At 61.8% G+C, this 17,022-nt stretch carries 14 protein-coding genes; 6 read left to right on the top strand and 8 right to left on the bottom strand.

Annotated features, from left to right (window positions below):
- Positions 1–14: 14 nt before the first annotated feature.
- Both flgK and ACSQ2A_RS17770 read right to left on the bottom strand, forming a co-directional pair.
- Positions 15–1,877 (bottom strand): flagellar hook-associated protein FlgK, encoded by a 1,863-nt coding sequence (gene flgK / locus ACSQ2A_RS17775; RefSeq protein ID WP_436073312.1) that lies wholly within the window; start codon positions 1,875–1,877, stop codon positions 15–17.
- 215 nt (positions 1,878–2,092) lie between these two features.
- Entirely contained in the window at positions 2,093–4,225 is a 2,133-nt protein-coding gene (locus tag ACSQ2A_RS17770; protein WP_436073311.1) for a flagellar hook-basal body complex protein, read from the bottom strand.
- Positions 4,226–4,521: 296 nt separating this feature from the next.
- On the opposite strand from ACSQ2A_RS17770, the gene ACSQ2A_RS17765 reads away from it, so the two are divergent.
- The 6 genes from ACSQ2A_RS17765 to ACSQ2A_RS17740 all read left to right on the top strand — a co-directional run bounded on the left by ACSQ2A_RS17765 (position 4,522) and on the right by ACSQ2A_RS17740 (position 10,650).
- Positions 4,522–5,388, top strand: a complete 867-nt coding sequence (locus ACSQ2A_RS17765; protein WP_436073310.1) for an ATPase — start codon at positions 4,522–4,524, stop codon at positions 5,386–5,388.
- Between the two features lie 65 nt (positions 5,389–5,453).
- Complete coding sequence (locus ACSQ2A_RS17760; RefSeq protein WP_436073309.1) at positions 5,454–6,365, top strand: homoserine O-succinyltransferase; 912 nt, start codon at positions 5,454–5,456, stop codon at positions 6,363–6,365.
- Between the two features lie 90 nt (positions 6,366–6,455).
- Positions 6,456–7,907, top strand: coding sequence for a YcjX family protein (locus ACSQ2A_RS17755; protein WP_436073308.1), 1,452 nt, complete (start codon positions 6,456–6,458; stop codon positions 7,905–7,907).
- On the top strand, positions 7,904–8,911 hold the full coding sequence (locus tag ACSQ2A_RS17750; protein ID WP_436073307.1) for a YcjF family protein: 1,008 nt from the start codon (positions 7,904–7,906) through the stop codon (positions 8,909–8,911). The genes ACSQ2A_RS17755 and ACSQ2A_RS17750 overlap by 4 nt, the downstream gene beginning before the upstream one ends.
- Positions 8,912–9,022: 111 nt before the next feature.
- Complete coding sequence (locus ACSQ2A_RS17745) at positions 9,023–10,162, top strand: Acg family FMN-binding oxidoreductase (protein ID WP_436073306.1); 1,140 nt, start codon at positions 9,023–9,025, stop codon at positions 10,160–10,162.
- A gap of 23 nt (positions 10,163–10,185) precedes the next feature.
- Positions 10,186–10,650 carry a MarR family winged helix-turn-helix transcriptional regulator gene (locus ACSQ2A_RS17740; protein ID WP_436073305.1) on the top strand — a complete coding sequence of 155 codons (465 nt, stop codon included), beginning with the start codon at positions 10,186–10,188 and terminating at the stop codon, positions 10,648–10,650.
- A 9-nt stretch (positions 10,651–10,659) separates the two neighbouring features.
- Here ACSQ2A_RS17740 and ACSQ2A_RS17735 read toward each other — a convergent pair whose 3' ends face one another.
- The 6 genes from ACSQ2A_RS17735 to cysG form a co-directional block, all read right to left on the bottom strand.
- Positions 10,660–10,983 carry a 2Fe-2S iron-sulfur cluster-binding protein gene (locus tag ACSQ2A_RS17735; RefSeq protein ID WP_295411583.1) on the bottom strand — a complete coding sequence of 108 codons (324 nt, stop codon included), beginning with the start codon at positions 10,981–10,983 and terminating at the stop codon, positions 10,660–10,662.
- Positions 10,984–11,153: 170 nt separating this feature from the next.
- Positions 11,154–12,179, bottom strand: coding sequence for an NAD(P)/FAD-dependent oxidoreductase (locus ACSQ2A_RS17730; protein WP_295411582.1), 1,026 nt, complete (start codon positions 12,177–12,179; stop codon positions 11,154–11,156).
- Positions 12,180–12,331: 152 nt separating this feature from the next.
- On the bottom strand, positions 12,332–13,606 hold the full coding sequence (locus tag ACSQ2A_RS17725) for a phosphoadenylyl-sulfate reductase (RefSeq protein WP_436073304.1): 1,275 nt from the start codon (positions 13,604–13,606) through the stop codon (positions 12,332–12,334).
- Positions 13,593–15,251 carry a nitrite/sulfite reductase gene (locus tag ACSQ2A_RS17720; RefSeq protein ID WP_436073303.1) on the bottom strand — a complete coding sequence of 553 codons (1,659 nt, stop codon included), beginning with the start codon at positions 15,249–15,251 and terminating at the stop codon, positions 13,593–13,595. The genes ACSQ2A_RS17725 and ACSQ2A_RS17720 overlap by 14 nt, the downstream gene beginning before the upstream one ends.
- Positions 15,238–15,567, bottom strand: a complete 330-nt coding sequence (locus ACSQ2A_RS17715; protein WP_436073302.1) for a DUF2849 domain-containing protein — start codon at positions 15,565–15,567, stop codon at positions 15,238–15,240. The genes ACSQ2A_RS17720 and ACSQ2A_RS17715 overlap by 14 nt, the downstream gene beginning before the upstream one ends.
- Positions 15,564–16,958, bottom strand: a complete 1,395-nt coding sequence (cysG, locus tag ACSQ2A_RS17710; protein ID WP_436073301.1) for a siroheme synthase CysG — start codon at positions 16,956–16,958, stop codon at positions 15,564–15,566. Before cysG ends, ACSQ2A_RS17715 begins: the two co-directional genes overlap by 4 nt.
- Positions 16,959–17,022 lie beyond the last annotated feature (64 nt).

Genomic DNA, 17,022 nt, shown 5'->3' with positions numbered 1-17,022 from the left:
CTGAACTCAGCCCCTTACGTGAACGACTGCATGAGGGTGTCGAGCAATTCCTGCACGACCGAGGCAACGCGGGCATTGGCGGCATAGGCGTTCTGCAACTCCATCAGCCTGGCCACTTCCTCGTTGATATCGACGCCATAGCTCTCTTCCATGCGCGAAGTGATGGCATCGAGCGTCTGGCTATTGGTTTCGCTGGCCGACAGCGCCGTCTGGATGGAGCTGCCTTGGTATTCCATCACCTGCGAGACCATGTCGCTCAACGAGCCCGACAGGCGGAAACCGCCACTCTTGGCCCCGACCTGCGAGTTCGAGCCGAACCGCATGTTGTTGAACTGTTCGGTGATGTAGTCGACGCGCTTGCTGTCGCCCGAGGCCGTGGTCGCGCTGTAGTTGACCAACAGCGTATTGTCGGCGACGACGGCGGGATTGATGGTGATGCGGCCGGCAAAGCCGAGACGCTGCCCAGAGCCCGACAGCGAGTTGGTGAAGGGCTTGCCCTCGGCATCGAGGAAGAGCGGCATGCCCATCTGTCCGCCCTGCAGGTCCGTGGCGGTCCAGCGGGTGGAGGCGTTGATCGGCGTGCCGTTGCCATTGGCGCGCACTTCCAGCGTCGAGCCCGTACCCGAGAACGTCGGGCCGACGGTCAGCGACGAGTTGAGTACGCTGGTGATGTAGGACATGTCGACGCTACCGGCGACACCATTGCCGGCGAAGCGAACGCCGACGACCTGATTGCCGAAGCTGTCAGGGCTGGTCAGCGGGAGCTTTGCCGGGTCATCGACGCGAACGACCTTTGCGGTGCGTTCGACGCCGTCATTGCCGCGGTACTTGATGGTGAAATCGTCGCCATCCTGGAGCTTGCTGAGGTCCATGTCGAAACCCGACGGCGGACCGGCGACAGCCGTGCCTGGCTCCTGCACCGAGGAAAAGACCTGGGCCAGGGCTGCGGCGACGTCATCGAGCTGGCGCTGGGCGTCCTGCAGGGTCGTGTCGCGCAGTTCGATCAAGGCGCCCAGCGACCCCGAGCGGATCGCGCCGTCCTTGACGAGGTCGATGCGGGTGCCGTTCGGCGTCTCGATGATGAGCTTGCCGACGCCGTTCTTGCTGTCGTCGACGTTGAACTCGGTGGTCGGGGTCAGCGAACCCGCCTGTTCGAAGACGAGCAGCGAGGGCTTTACGTCGAGCAGCGCAGCGCCGGAGCGGGTGGCGAGACGCACGGTGCCGTCGGGATTGTAGTCAACCCGAAGATCCATCGTTTCCGAGAGGCCGGAGACGAGGCGGTCGCGCTGGTCGAGCAGGCTATTGCGCGTATTCTGGTCGACGCCATAGTCGGCCAGCACCAGGTTCACGTCGCGCAGCGAGGTGAGCATGGAATTGACCTGGTCGACCGTCGACGCCATCCGGGTCTCGGCCTCGCGCCGCATCGCCTGCACCTCTTTCGAGAGCTGGTTCAGCGTATTGGCCATGTCGGTGGCCTTGGTGACCACATCGGCGCGGGTCGCGTAGTTGTCCGGGCTTGTCGCCAGGGCATCGAGTGCGTTCTGCAGCTTGCCCAGCATGGTATCCATGGAACCAGCGCTACCCGGCTTGCCGAGCGAGGTCTGCATGCGATCCATGAAGGTGGCGCGCGTCACCGAATAGGCCGTCTCCGGCACCTGCTTGGTGTAGTAATTCTGCAGGATGGAGTCGAAGGCACGGTCGACATTGCCGGCGCGGACATAGGAATTGTCGCCACGGCCGACTTCAACGACGTTGAGCGTCTGCTTGTGATAGCCGGGCGTACCGGCATTCGAGATATTGCGGGAAATGACTTCCAGCGCCGTTTGGCTGGCCTTGAGGCCGGAAAGCGCATTCCCGATTGCAACCGTCAAACCCATAGCGGGTCTCCTTTGGTGCCGAACCTCTGCAAGGCACTAATGGCCAGACCGAAGACACGGCGAATCTGAGAAATGGCGAGTCCCGGCGCATGCGCCGGGACCATGGATAAAAAGGGAATGCTGCGGTTCTCCCCGCCCGGGCAGGGCATTAACCGGCCAGACAGCCCGAAAGGCCGGTAGGAAGATGTGCCGCATTCCAAAAGCATTGGCTTGCCTCAGCGGATCATGTTGAGAGCTTCCTGAAGCATCTCGTCGGCTGCGGTCACGATCTTGGTATTGGCCGAGTAGGCCTGCTGGGTGACGATCAGCTTGGTGAATTCTTCCGAGATGTCAGTGTTGGAGGCTTCGGTGGAGGAGCCCACGATGCCTTCGCCCGACTGGTTGATGATCGGCTCGCCGGATTCGGTGGTGGCCGTATAGGCACCGCCGTCGCCGCGCTTGAGAGCGTTGGGGTTGGAGAAGCTGGCGGTGATGATCTGGGCCACAGCGCGCGTTTCGCCATTGGTGTAGGACGCGATCACCTGACCTTCGTCGGAAATGCCCACCGAGATGAACTCGCCGGCGCCATAACCATCCTGCTTGAGCTGGGTGGTGGTGGCCATGCCGGAATTGTCGGCAAACTGGGTCATGCCCTTGAGGCCGTGGTCGACGGTGATCGAGCCGAAGCTGCGGCCGTTGATCGACAGGCTGTTGATAGTAAGGCGCTCGGTGCCACTGACGGTTACGCCCGAGCCACCAGTAATGCCCGAGAGCACCCCCTGGTCGAAGGTGTAGTCGGCCATCTTGGTCCATGCGTCCGTCGCGCCGGGTGCAGAGTTCGATGCGTAGAACAGGCTCCAGGTCGCGATTCCGGCCTCGTCGGAGACTTTGGCCCAGCGCATTTGCACGTTCACCGGCTCGCCGGTTTGCGAGTAGACGGTGATGCCGCCGCCGGAGATGGATTCCTTGACGAAGAGTTCGGAATTGGCGGCCGAGACTTCTGCCAGAGTGCCAGTTGCAGCGTTCATGGAATCTGCAATGTCGAGGGCCGACGCCGCGGCACCGCCAATTGATACGTTTGAACGATAGTTCCCAGGGAAATTGACGACCAACCCGTTCGTGGTGTCCCACGCCAAGGTCGCGCCGCCAGCATCCGGGCCACCATAGGCGCGCAAATCTGCCTGGATAACATCCAGCATTTCTTTGACCGAGCCAGTTGCGTCCACCTTCACGACGCCCGAGCCAGCGACGGCGGTGCCGGTAGCGTCGAGGAGATACTTGCGGGTCACGCCGCCAATCGTGATTTCGAGTGGCTTGTTGTGAATCCCACCCAGCGCGAGTCCCAACTGATCCGCAGGCACATTCGTCGAGTTGTAGCTTGCGGGAGGAATCGACGAGGTAATCGCGCCCAGGCCGAGAAGTGGCGCTGCGGTACCAGAGACGACGAGCGCGTCGGGGCTACCCGCCTCCAGCTGGACGAAGACGCGACCATCCTTAATGCCGACCTTTTCGAGATCGGTAGTCAACCCCTGCAGTGCGCCTTCGACGGCGGACAGGAGTCCAGCGATGGTGACCGGCGCTGCAGTGCTGATCTGACCCGCAAGCGGACCAAAGGTGATGTCGCGATCGACTGGCGGCGTGCCGATAGTGAACCTGAGAACGCTGCCGTCAGGAATCGAGAGCGTTGAAGCCAGCGCAGAGCCGTTGACGACATTACCATAGCCGTAAGCAGGAACGTTGGCCGGCGTACCCGGCATGCCGTCAATCTTGGGTGCTATTGGCGTGCCGTCGTAGTCACCCGAATAGCTCCAGGGCTTCAACAGTTCGCTGCCGGGCGTCGTGGACACGTAAGAAGCCGTCTTCGGGCTCTGCGGCAGGTTGAGCTGGTAGTTGATGGTGGTCGAGCGCTTGGCCGGGAGGAACGAGTTGTCGATCTTGACGGCTTCAGCGACCGAACCGGTCACAACGCCATTGTTCATGCCGAGGCCAGTCAGGCGGTAGCCTGCGCCGTTAACGAGGTAGCCGTTGCGGTCGATGTCGAAGTCACCGCGGCGGGTGTAGAAGGTACCACCCGAACCGTCGGCCTTTTCCGTAACGAAGAAACCATTGCCGTTGAGGGCCATGTACGTTTCGGTATCGGCATTCTGGATGTCGCCGCGCAGCGTATTCATCGAGCGCGAATAGGAGGAGACCGCGCCAGCAATCTGCTGCTTGACGGGCGCGTCGGGGATCATATCAACAAAGCTGGTGTCGATACGCTTGTAGCCAATCGTCTGCGAATTGGCGATATTGCCCGAGATGTTCTCCATGGCATGCGACTGAGCCTTGAGGCCAGAAACCGCACTTTGAAGAGCGCCAAAAATACCCATTTAAAACTCCAGTTCCCCAAAAGACGAGGCAAGCGCCTGTTTGCCCCAAGCAATGCAAGGGCAATGCCAACTTGTTAACCATATGAATTAACTTGTATTTTTGACTCTGAAGCACCCTCTCCACCCTGCCGATCGGCAGAAAAGGGCGTGGCGTATGGCAAAAAATGCCGCCTGACTTCCGCCGATGCCGCGTTTAATGGGATTGCTCTGGAGCAGATCGGCGTTTTGTGGCAAACACCGAGCCGTCTCTAAGTCTTTGTTTTGTCGCGCTGCCTGCCCGAAGAAAAGTCCCAGACATGCTGTTTGAAACGCCCGACCAGTTCATCAATGCGCCGCGCCGTGCCATCACGGTCTTCGGCATGGCTGGCGTGGGCAAGACGCGGCTGTCGAACCTTTTGCGGAAGAACCGCTGGTTCCACTATTCGGTCGATTATCGCATCGGCACGCGGCACATGGGCGAGTACATCGTCGACAACTTCAAGGCCGAGGCCATGAAGGTGCCGTTCCTGGCACAGCTCCTGCGCTCGGACTCGATCTACATCTCGTCCAACATCACCTTCGACAATCTCGATCCGCTTTCGAGCTATCTCGGCACACCCGGCGATCCGCAGAAGGGTGGCCTGCCGCTGGCGGAGTATCAGCGTCGGCAGGAGCAGCATCGCGTGGCGGAAATTTCTGCCCTGCTCGATGTGCCGCACTTCGTGGAGCGCGCCAAGGCGCTCTATGACTACAATGATTTCATCGCCGATACCGGTGGTTCGCTGATCGAAGTCATCGACCACGATGACCCGAACGATCCGGTGGTGAAGACACTCGCTGAGAACACGCTGCTGCTCTATATTCGCGGCACCGACAAGGACGCCGCCGAACTGGTGCGCCGCTTCAAGCACAGCCCCAAGCCGATGTACTACCGGCCGGCCTTCCTCGTCGAGAAGTGGGCCGAGTTCAAGCAGATGAACAACATCAGCGAAGACAACGACGTCGATCCGGCAAAGTTCGGCGCTTGGGGGTTTGAAGCGCTGCTGCACAACCGCCTGCCGCGTTATCAGGCGCTGGCCGACAATTTTGGCTACACGGTCGAGGCTTCGGACCTGGCCATGGTGCGCGACGGCGATGAATTCGTCGATCTGGTCGCCGCAGCCATCGAAAAGCGAATGCGTTAGCGCGTGCCCCACGGGGACGCGCCAATGCCCGAAATCCGCTTTTCATTGCCCTTTTAGAGGCTCATATGCCTATTCGCATTCCCGACAATCTGCCTGCCCGCAAAACCCTCGAAGACGAGGGCGTCAATGTCATGGATTCCAGCCGCGCCGCGCGACAGGATATTCGTCCGCTCGAATTCGGCCTTCTCAACCTGATGCCGAACAAGGAGCGCACCGAGACGCAGTTTTCGCGCCTGATCGGCGCTACGCCGCTGCAGATCAATCTCTCGCTCGTGCGCATCACCGAGCACCAGTCCAAGCACACCTCGGAAGAGTATCTGACGACCTTCTACCAGACCTGGGAAGAGGTGAAGGAGCGCAAGTTCGACGGCTTTATCGTCACTGGCGCGCCGATCGCCCATATCCCGTTCGAAGACGTGCGCTACTGGAACGAAATGCTGGAAATCATGGCGTGGACGCGCACCAATGTGCACCACACCATGTTCATCTGTTGGGGCGCACAGGCGGCCCTGCACCACTTCCATGGCGTAAAACGCTACCGCATGGACGAGAAGGCTTTTGGCGTTTACCGCCATCGCATCACCAACCCACGCTCGCCCTTCCTGCGGGGCATGTCGGACAGCCCGATGATCCCGGTATCGCGCTACAACGACATCGATCGCGCCAGCGTCGGCGACGATCTTGAAGTGTTGATGGATAGCGATATCGGCCTCTGCATGCTCGGCGAAAAGTCGGGCAAGTCGGTCTATTTCCTCAATCACCTGGAATATGACAACCGCTCGCTGGCCGATGAATATGAGCGCGACGTGAAGGCGGGGCTCGACACCACGCCGCCGGTCAATCTCTTCCCCAATGGGGATACGTCAGTAGAGCCGGAGAACCGCTGGCGTAGCCATGCCCATCTCCTGTTCCAGAACTGGATCAACGAGATCTATCAGACGACGCCCTACGATCTCGGCGAGATCGGCAAGCCGTAAGACTTTGCGAGGCGGCGCGTCAGCGCCGCCTCCGCCCTTGCAAAAGGCCCCCCAGTCCCTAACTTGCAGGGACGCATGGGGAAATAAGCTTTGCCGCAACCGCCCACCACCATCACCGACGAGCTGGGCATTGCCCTTGCCAATCTTGCCGACAGCGCCACAGGCGTGCTTACGCCAACCCTGCGGCTGGGCGTGACCGGCCTCAGCCGGGCCGGTAAGACGATCTTTATCACGTCGCTGATCCACAACCTGCTCACGCAAGGCCGCCTTCCTGGCTTTTCGCCGCTGGCCGAGGGTCGGTTCATCGGCGCGAAACTGGCTGAATATCCGGACGCGACGATCCCGCGCTTCGCCTATGAACAGCATATGGCGGCGCTGACCGGGCGACCCGCGACCTGGCCCGAAAGCACACGACGGATTTCGCAGCTGCGGATAGTGCTAAAATTCCAGTCGGCGAAATGGTGGGCCGGATTTTCGGGCCCCGCCACGCTCAATCTCGATATCGTCGACTATCCCGGCGAGTGGCTGCTCGACCTGCCGCTGCTCGGCAAGAGTTTTGCCGAATGGAGCGCCGAAGCGCTGGAGCGGGCACGGCAGCCCGGGCATGCGGACGAAGCAGCAACCTTCCTGGCCGAACTCGACAGCACTGACGTTCTCAAGGACGCCAGTGATCTCAGTGCCGAGCACCTTGCTACGGCCTTCACGACCTATCTCCGTCGCAGTCGCGAGCATGGCGCGCTGTCCACTCTACCGCCCGGCCGCTTCCTGCTGCCCGGCGATCTCGAAGGCTCTCCTGCCCTCACCTTCGCGCCGCTGCCGCGTCCGAGCCAGCCCATCCGCGGCAACAGCCTCTATGCCATGCTGGAAAACCGCTACGAGGCCTACAAGGCGCAGGTCATCCGCCCCTTCTTCCGCGATCACTTTGCCCGGCTGGATCGGCAGGTCGTGTTGGTGGACACTTTGCGCGCGCTGAATACCGGGCCGGCCGCTGTAGCCGATCTGGAGACGGCACTCACCGCCGTGCTAGCCTGCTTCCGGCAGGGCGAGGCCAATCCTCTGCTCCGCCCTTTCAGTCGGCGCATTGACCGCATCCTTTTTGCCGCCACCAAGGCGGACCACGTGCACCACACGAGCCATGATCGCTTGGAAGCGATCCTCAATCGCCTCGTCGGCAATGCCAGCAAGCGGGCACGTTTTGCCGGGGCCGAGACCAAGTCGCTCGCCATCGCCGCCATTCGCGCCACCAGCGAAGGCACGATCCGCGAGCAGGGCGAGACGCTGCAGACGCTGATCGGCACGCCGCAGGCGGGCGAGGAATTGGACGGCACGACCTATGACGGCAAAACCGAAATCGCTTTGTTTCCCGGTGACTTACCCGAACGTCCCGATTCATTGTTCGAGAACGGACAGCCCGTGGCGCTGAATTTCCTGCGCTTCACCCCGCCGCAAAAGCTCGAGACCAATGCGAACGGTGAGGTAGTGCTGCCCCATATCCGCTTCGACCGCGCGCTCGACTATCTCATCGGAGACTGGATGGCATGAAGCGTCCCATCGCCCGCCCCACCCAGACGCAGAGCGAGACAGCCACGCCGGTCCGCATTCCGCGCGCCTTTGCCCCTGATGAGGCCGAGATCGTCGAAACCTCGTTCGACCCCGAACTGGAGCCAGACCTCGTCGGCCCGCCGCCGCGGCGCATGGGCTGGATTGGCCGAATTGCCTGGACGGCGGGCGGCATTCTCGTTTCGGCCGGCCTGGCGCTTGCCGCCGACCGCCTGATCCGCGACCTCTTCGCCCGCTATGAATGGCTCGGCTGGGCCGGCCTTGGCGTGCTCGGCGCTTTCGTCGTTGCCCTTCTGGCGCTGTTGGCGCGAGAAATCTTCGCCCTTCGGCGATTGCGTGTGCTTGACGCGCTCAAGACCGACGCAGCGCGAGCCCGTAGCGATGATGACCAGAAACTGGCCCGACACGTCGCCGAGCGTCTCGAAGCCATCTACGCCGATCGCCCGGATATGGCGCGCAGCCGCGAAGTGGTGAAAAGCAATCTTCCGCATCTCTTCGACGGCAACGAGATCATCACCCTCGCCGAACGCAGCCTGATGGCCCCGCTGGATGCCCGCGCAAAGGCGCTGACGGCTGCCTCGGCGCGACGGGTGGCGCTGGTAACAGCGGTGTCACCTCGGGCCCTCGTCGATGTCGCCTTCGTCATCTACGAGAGTGTGCGGCTTGCCGGAGCCATAGCGGCGCTTTATGGCGCACGGCCGGGCTTCTTCGGGTTCTGGCGGCTCACGGGCGCGGTTCTGGCCCATCTTGCCGTCACAGGCGGTCTCGTACTCACCGATGGTATTGTCGAGCAACTGGTCGGCCAGGGGCTTGCGGCAAAACTTTCCGCCCGCCTCGGCGAAGGTGTCGTCAACGGGCTTATGACGGTCCGTGTGGGCATCGCCGCCATGCGCGTCGTGCGCCCCCTGCCCTTCGAAACCCTGCCGCAGCCCATGGTGCGGGACTTCATTCCCGAACTTGCCAAGCTGGGTGAACGCAACACTTAGGATCGCCCTCCATCCTGTCGGCAACGCGTTCCGCGCGGACGCCGTTGCGCCTCTTGAATGTAGTTCGATGTCATACTATTTAGTACGACATCGAACTACATGAGGGATATCATGCGACGCAGACAATTTCTTGCCCTGGCCGGTGGCGGCATCGTGCTGGCGGCGGGCGCGGCCGGCGGCACCTTTGCCGCGACGCGAACCCCGGACCGGGCGCTCGCCCCCTGGGCAACCACCTCGCTTTACGATGAACCGCGCCGCCGGGCGCTTTCCTTCGCCATTCTCGCGCCGAATCCGCACAATCGACAGCCGTGGCTTGTCGACCTTAGGACCGAAGGCGAAATCACGCTCCATGTCGACACCAACCGCCTGTTGCCGGAGACCGATCCTTTCAACCGCCAGATCACCATTGGCCTCGGATGTTTCCTCGAACTGATGATCCTTGCAGCTGCAGCGGACGGCTACCGGGTCGATCTTGCGCTCTTTCCTGAGGGGGATAGCGCCGAGGGGCTGGACCAGCGGCCGGTAGCGCGCGCCCGGTTCATTGCCGATGGCAGCGTCACTCCGGACCCGCTCTTTGCCCAAGTGCTCAACCGGCGCTCGCTGAAAGATCCATATGACCTCGCCCGGCCGGTGTCGCCCGAAACGCTTGCCTCCCTGCACGCCGCCGGACGCCACGGGCTGACCATCGGCAGCAGTGCCGACGCCGAGCATGTCGCAAAGCTCCGCGACCTGACTGGACGCGCCATGCTGATCGAAATCGACACCCCGCGAACCTACAGGGAAAGCGTCGACCTTATGCGCCTCGGCAAGGCCGAAATTGAAGCCAACCCCGACGGCATCGACTTCGGTGGCCCGCTCTTCGACACGCTTGCCCTTTTCGGCCTCTTCACCAGAGAAACTGCGGCCGATCCGACCTCGATGGTCTTTGCGCAGGGCAAGGATGTCGTGCTGGCCAACACCTCCTCGGCCATGGCGCATGTCTGGCTGGTGAGCGGCACCAATACGCGACAGGACCAGATCGCGGCCGGTCGCGATTGGGTGCGCATCAATCTCGCTGCCAGCGCGGCGGGCTTGGGGCTGCAACCGTTAAGCCAGGCGCTCCAGGAATTTCCCGAAATGGCCGACTGCTACGCCGAGGCCCATCAATGGCTTGCACCTGCGGGCGGGACCGTCCAAATGTTGGCACGGCTGGGCTATGCCGATGCAATTGGCCCAAGCCCGCGCTGGCCGCTGGAGGCCAAGATCATCTAACGGCGTTTTCAGGGTAAGCGGACATGGACAAGGAGCAGGCCGGAACGCTGGTTTTCGGGTTCTTCAACGAGATCGGCATTGTTTCGCAACTGGCGAGCGCGCTGTTTACACGCCTCATTCCACTCGGCCTGCATCTGTCCCATTTCATCGTGCTCAATCACCTGGCCCGCCTTGGCGATGGCCGCACGCCGCTGCAGATCGCCAATGCGCTCCAGGTGACCAAGGCCACCATGACCCATACGCTGACCGTGCTCGGCCGGCATGGCTTTGTCGCCATAGAGCCGCACCCGACGGACCGCCGCTCAAAACTGGTCAGGCTGACCCCAGAGGGCCGCGCTTTTCGTAATGATGCCATTGCCCGGCTCGCGCCGGCTTTTCAGTTCGTGATTGAAGGCGTTTCGGCCGACGAGCTGCTCGCTGCCTTGCCGGTGCTGGAGAAGGTGCGAAAACTGCTCGATGCTGAGCGCGATGCGCCAAGCATCGGCTGAGGCGCCAGTTCAGAAGTCCTTGGACGCGCTCGGCGCTAGGGACAGCTTGAGCCCATCCAGATCATCCGAGCAGAGGATCTGGCAGGAAAGCCGCGAGTTCGGCTTTACGTCGCCCACGCTATCGAGCATGTCCTCTTCCTCGTCACTCGGCGCGCCAACAGCGCCGAGCCATTCGTTATCGACATAGACATGGCAGGTGGCGCAGCTCAGCGCGCCGCCGCATTCGGCCTTGATGTTTAGGCCCCAGTCGCGGATGACTTCCATGACGCGCCAGCCTTCGAGCCCTTCGAGCTCGTGCACTTCGCCTGCCTGGTCGGTAACGGTGATCTTCATGGGGCGCTCCTCAACAGCGGGGCGTGCTTAGCCTTCTATGAGGCGGCAAGGCAAGTAGGACATTCGTTCCTGCCACGGCGTCATTCCCGCGAAAGCGGGAATCTCGATGCGGGCCGAGTGAGATCCCCGCTTTCGCGGGGATGACGCGGTGGTCGGAGGATGGGCTAGCGTTACGCCACACCCAGCTTCTTCTGCAGTTTCGTGGAACTGGTGGTGTACTGGAACACCACGCGTTCGCCCGGCGAGACGATTGCCTTGGCCGCCTGGGCCATCAGCGCGGCTTCGTGGAAGCCCGAGAGGATCAACTTGAGCTTGCCGGGATAGTAGTTGATGTCGCCAATCGCAAAGATGCCGGGCACCGAGGTCTGGAACTTTTCGGTGTCGACGACGATGGTGTTGTCGTTGAGCTCAAGGCCCCAATCGGCGACCGGGCCGAGCTTCATGGTGAGACCGAAGAACGGCAGCAGGCGCGTGGCGGGGATCGAGAGATCGCCGGCATCGGTCGTCAGATGCACGTGGTTGATCTGGCCGTTTTCGCCATCGAGCTTGGCGATCTGGCCGAGCTGGAAGTTGACCTTACCGTCGGCAACCAGTTCCTTCATCTTGTTGACCGAAGCCGGGGCCGCCTTGAAGGCGTCGCGACGGTGGACAAGCGTCAGGGTGCGGACGATCGGCTGCAGGTTCAGCGTCCAGTCGAGCGCCGAGTCACCGCCGCCCACGATGACGACGTCCTGGCCACGGAAATCTTCCATCTTGCGGACGGCATAGAAGACCGACTTGTTTTCGAACTGCTCGATCTCGGGCACAGGCGGGCGCTTGGGCTGGAACGAACCGCCGCCGGCCGCGATCACGACGACTTTGGTGAAGAAGGTTTCGTCGGCATCGGTCTGCAGCTTGAAGGAGCCATCTTCGAGCTTCTCGATGGAATTGACCATGCGCGAGAAGTGGAATTCAGGCGAGAACGGCGCAATCTGCGCCATCAGGTTGTCGGTCAGTTGCTGGCCGGTGACCATGGGGAAAGCCGGAATGTCATAGATCGGCTTTTCCGGATAAAGCTCGGCGCACTGGCCGCCGGGACGATCCAGGATGTCGATGAAGTGGCATTTGATGTCGAGGAGCCCGAGTTCGAAAGCCGCGAACAGGCCGCAGGGGCCAGCGCCGATGACGACAACGTCGGTGGTGATCTCAGTGCTCATTTTCAAAGTCCGTTCGACACCGGAGCCGCTGCGGCTCCGGAAAAATTGGTCCCATCGGGGCCCCATTGCCCCGCTTGATGAATGGGAACTGCCGCTGTCACCAGCGCCCCCGGCTTTGCCCGATTAAAGGCGACTAACGCGCTCCACTTATCCTAGGAGACGCGACGAAGGAAGGGGCGAGTACCAAGCGGTACTTCGGTGACGCCCACAGGCTGGTAGAACAAGGCCATTTCCGGCAGACGGTTCTCGATCAACGCCTGACGGCTCGGCTCGTGGGTGACGACGAGCGCGTTGAAGCCGCAGCGGCGCATATGCGGGATCTGATCCTGCAAAACGTCGCCTACAGCCCTAATTTCGCCGGCATATTCGAACCGCTCTACAAGCAGGCGCGCCGTTGAATAGCCACGACCATCCGAGAAGGCCGGAAACTTGATGGCGATCGAAGCAAAGCGAGCGAGATCGTCGACGACGTCTTCGATCTTCTCGCCGGGCGAAACCAGGAGCCCAAGCGGGTGCTGGCTCGCCAGATAATCGGCGCGATTGGCCAGAAATTCCGGCAGCGGCACGTGGGTATACCGGGCTTCGGACGGCGCGGTGCCTTCGACCCATTCCTTGAAGGGATCGGCAATAAAAGCCCCGTCTTTCCAGAGGGTATGGCGGGCTGCGGCAGTCATCGGATTGGCGATCGCTCCACTGAAGTCATAATGGATGCCGCATTCCTTTTTATTGAGGCCGCGCCACCGTCCAGCGCGCGGATCTTCGCCCTCGGCAACGATCGAGGTGCAAGGCGCGCAGCCAATGGACTTGTAGCCTTTGGCATAGAGCGGATGCTCGGGCAAGCTGTGCTTCTGGCGATATTCGACGACGTCGGCGTCGGAGAAATAGGCCAGCGGATTGACCTTGATGCGATCGTCGCTCGTCAGCTCGAAATGCGGCAGTACGCCACGTTCCTTGGTCTGGTAGCGCTTGCGCCCGGTGACCCAGCCACCATATTGCTCGGTGATCGGCTCCAGCGGCTCGGTCTTGCGAATGTGGCAGCAGGAGTCGGGATCGGTCTCCCACAGGTCGCCATTGGGGTCGAACCGCTTGACGTCATTGGCGTCGGGATGAATGGCGTGGACGTTGAGGAGGCCAAACTGCTTCTTCAGCGTCTCGACATAGGCCAGCGTCTCGGCAAAGTGCTTGCCGGTTTCGAGAAAGTAGACCGGCATAGACGGATCGACCTGGGCCACCATATGCAGCAGCACGGCCGAGTCCGCCCCGAAGGACGACACAATGGCGAGATCGCCCGGCAGCACGTCTGACACGGCATAGCGAAGGACGCCAAGCGCGTCCATTTCATCGAACATGCCGTTAAGCGCCAGAATACCCAGCGCCTTCAGCTTGTCGTGGGCCGCCTGGGCGGGAGCGAGTTTAGGCAGTCCCATAGAGGGCCTCCTTGAAGGGCGCTTCCCCAAGACGCCGATAGGCTTGAATGAAAGTCTCGTCGGCGCCCTGACGCTGGGCAATGTAGAAATCGACCAGCTTTTCGATGGCGCCGGGCACGTTTTCGGCCTCAAAGCCCGGCCCGATGATTTTTCCGACCGAAGCATGCTCGGTGGCGTCACCGCCCAGCGTGATCTGATAGAGCTCGCCGCCCTTCTTCTCGACGCCCAGAATGCCGATATGGCCGACATGGTGGTGCCCGCAGGCATTGATGCAGCCGGAAATCTTGATCTTGAGCTCGCCGATTTCCTTCTGGCGCGCCGGCTCGGCAAACTTCCTGGAAATCTCCTGCGCGATCGGGATCGAGCGGGCGTTGGCCAGGGCGCAAAAATCGAGGCCCGGGCAGCAGATCATGTCGGTGATGAGGTTGTTGTTTCCCTCGGCAAGCTCGGAAGCCACCAGCGCATCATAGACAGCGCGGAGATCGGCCAGCGCCACGTGGGGCAGAACCAGGTTCTGCTCATGGGTCACACGCAGCTCGTCATACGAGTATTTTTCAGCGAGGTCGGCGACGACCTCCATCTGCTTGTCCGTCGCATCGCCCGGCGCGCCGCCCACGGGCTTCAGCGAAACCGTCACCGAGGCATAGCCCGGCTGGGCGTGGGCATTGATATTGTTGTCGAGCCAGCGGCCATAGGCGGGGTCGACGATGGACTCGTAGGCCACATCGATCTTGGTCAGCGTCTGCGCGGCAAAATCGGGCAGCGCGAAATAGGCGCTGATGCGGTCGACTTCCTCGCTCGGCAGGGTAAGAACGCCGCCGCGGACTTCGGCGAACTCGGCCTCAACCTGGCCCTTGATGGTCTCAAGGCCCTCTTCGTGCACCAGGATCTTGATGCGCGCCTTGTACTTGTTGTCCCGGCGCCCATAGCGGTTGTAAACGCGCATGATGCTTTCGAGATAGGCCAGCAAGTGCTCGTTGGGCACGAAGCTGTTGATCAGCTTGGCGATCATCGGCGTACGACCGAGGCCGCCACCAACCCAGACTTCCCAGCCGATTTCGCCAGCGCCGTTCACGGCAGCCTGCAGGCCAATGTCGTGGAAGCGGATGGCCGCACGGTCATGCGGCGCGCCGGTGATGGCGATCTTGAACTTTCGCGGCAGGTACGAGAATTCCGGATGCAGGCTCGACCACTGGCGGAGGATTTCGGCGACCGGACGCGGATCGATGATTTCGTCGGCAGCAGCGCCGGCAAACTGATCCGTCGTGACATTGCGGATGCAATTGCCCGAGGTCTGGATCGCGTGCATTTCCACTGACGCCAGCTCGTCGAGAATGACCGGAATGTCCTTCAGTTTCGGCCAGTTGTATTGGATGTTTTGGCGCGTCGTGAAATGGCCATAGCCGCGGTCATAAACCCGGGCGATATGGGCCAGCTTGCGCATCTGCCGGCTCGACAGCGTGCCATAGGGCACGGCGACGCGCAGCATATAGGCGTGCAATTGGAGATAAAGACCGTTCATCAGCCGCAGAGGGCGGAACTGGTCTTCGGTCAATTCGCCCGAAAGGCGGCGCTTCACCTGATCGGCAAACTGCGCCGTGCGACCCGCGACGAACGCGGCGTCAAACTCGTCATATCGATACATGACCGTCCTCACCCAGATGTTGGCGGTCGTAAGCCTGCCCATGAAGAGTTAGGGGCGCGGTGGGGCCCGCCGCCCGGATACGTTCGCGAAGCCGCTTGGGCACGATCGCGCCATCGACGACATCGACTTCTTCGATTTCGAGGCTGATGACACGCCCCGTCGCCTTGGTTGCCGCCAAAGCGCCATCGCGCTCGGCCGCTTCTTCCTTGGCAAAGAGCCGGGCCAAATGCAGGCCCTCGACCCAGGTGCCGCCGACCGACAGATAAACCGTGGCGCCCGAGGTCAACTCGTTGCCGGTGAGTATTTCCTTGCTCATGCTACTTTGAAACTTTCCGCATTCCTGGCGACGGCCTCAACCCAATCGCCATACGCCACGGCCCGACCGATAAGGATAACGGCCGGGCCGTCATCAAACTCGACCGCGCCACGCGCGAGATCACCCAAATTACCCGCATAGGACCGGCTTTTCGGCCGTCCCGCATTGACCACGATACCCACCGGCAGGTCGGCCGCGGCGCCCAGCGCCACCAGCCGTTCCGCCGTTTCGGCAGCAATCGATTTGCCCATATAGAGCGCCAGGGTCAGGCCGGTTTCGGCGAGAGACGCCCAATGGGCCAATTCGCCATCATCGGCGCCATGCGCCGTCGCGACCACAAGCCCACTCGACACTTTTCGCAAGGTGACGGGCGTTGCCGTATCGGCAGCAGCGGCCAGAGCGGCACTGACGCCCGGCACGATCTGGTAGTCGATCTCAGCCTTGCGCAGAGCCGCGATTTCTTCGCCAGCGCGCCCAAAGATCATTGGATCGCCCGACTTCAGCCGCGCCACCTTCTTGCCTTCGCTCGCTAGCCGCACGATCAGCGTATTGATCTGCGCCTGGCTGAAGGAATGATGGCCCTTGGCCTTGCCGACACAAATCTGCTCGGCATCGCGGCGGCCCATTTCGACGACTTCAGCGGGCACAAGCTGGTCGTGCACGATGACATCGGCCTGCTGCAACAGGCGCTGGGCGCGAAGCGTGAGGAGATCGGCGGCGCCGGGACCGGCGCCAATCAACCATACGACACCCTGCCCCACGCCATTTTCGACATGGCTCGCCAGCAGCTTTTCAGCCTCGACATCGCCGTGGCCTTCTTCGATGGCCTGCTCGACCGCGGTGGAGGTGACAAGATCCTCATAATAGCGCCGGCGGGCGGCGCCGTCGTGGATCAGGCTTTCGACCTTGTGACGCAGACTGCCGGCGAGACCGGCAATCTTGCCGAGACCCGGAGCCAGAAGCGCTTCGATCTGCGCACGCACCAACCGCGCCAATACCGGCGCGTCGCCCTCGGTCGAAATCGCCACGGTCAGCGGCGCACGGTCGACGATCGACGGCGTGTAGAAATCGCATTCGCCGGGCACGTCGACGACATTGAGCGGAATGTTCAGCCGGCGGGCCTCGGCCATCGCCAACTGCCCATCCGGGCCCTCATCGGCCACGAAAACCAGCGCCACACCAGCCACGTCTTCGGCCGTCAACGGGCGCTCGAAAACGGTCACGTCAAAACCAGAAAAATCGGTCTCAACCTGCCTTGCGTAAATCTCTATTGAAGCAGTCGTCTTTGCGACCAACCGGACTTTATTCAGGGCCTCGTCGGTGCCGCCGACGATCATAATGCGCTTGCCCTTGACCTTGAAACTCAACGGGAATGTGTTGAGGCGAGTCATAACAGTCCTATTCCAACGATGAGGCAAAATATTCCAATGCCGGGGATTGGAGCAAGGCGTTGAA

Source organism: Devosia sp. LjRoot3 (assembly GCF_964252865.1).
Taxonomy (GTDB): domain Bacteria; phylum Pseudomonadota; class Alphaproteobacteria; order Rhizobiales; family Devosiaceae; genus Devosia.
Note: the sequence above shows the minus strand (reverse complement) of the source record. Positions and strands in the feature narration are given on the sequence as shown.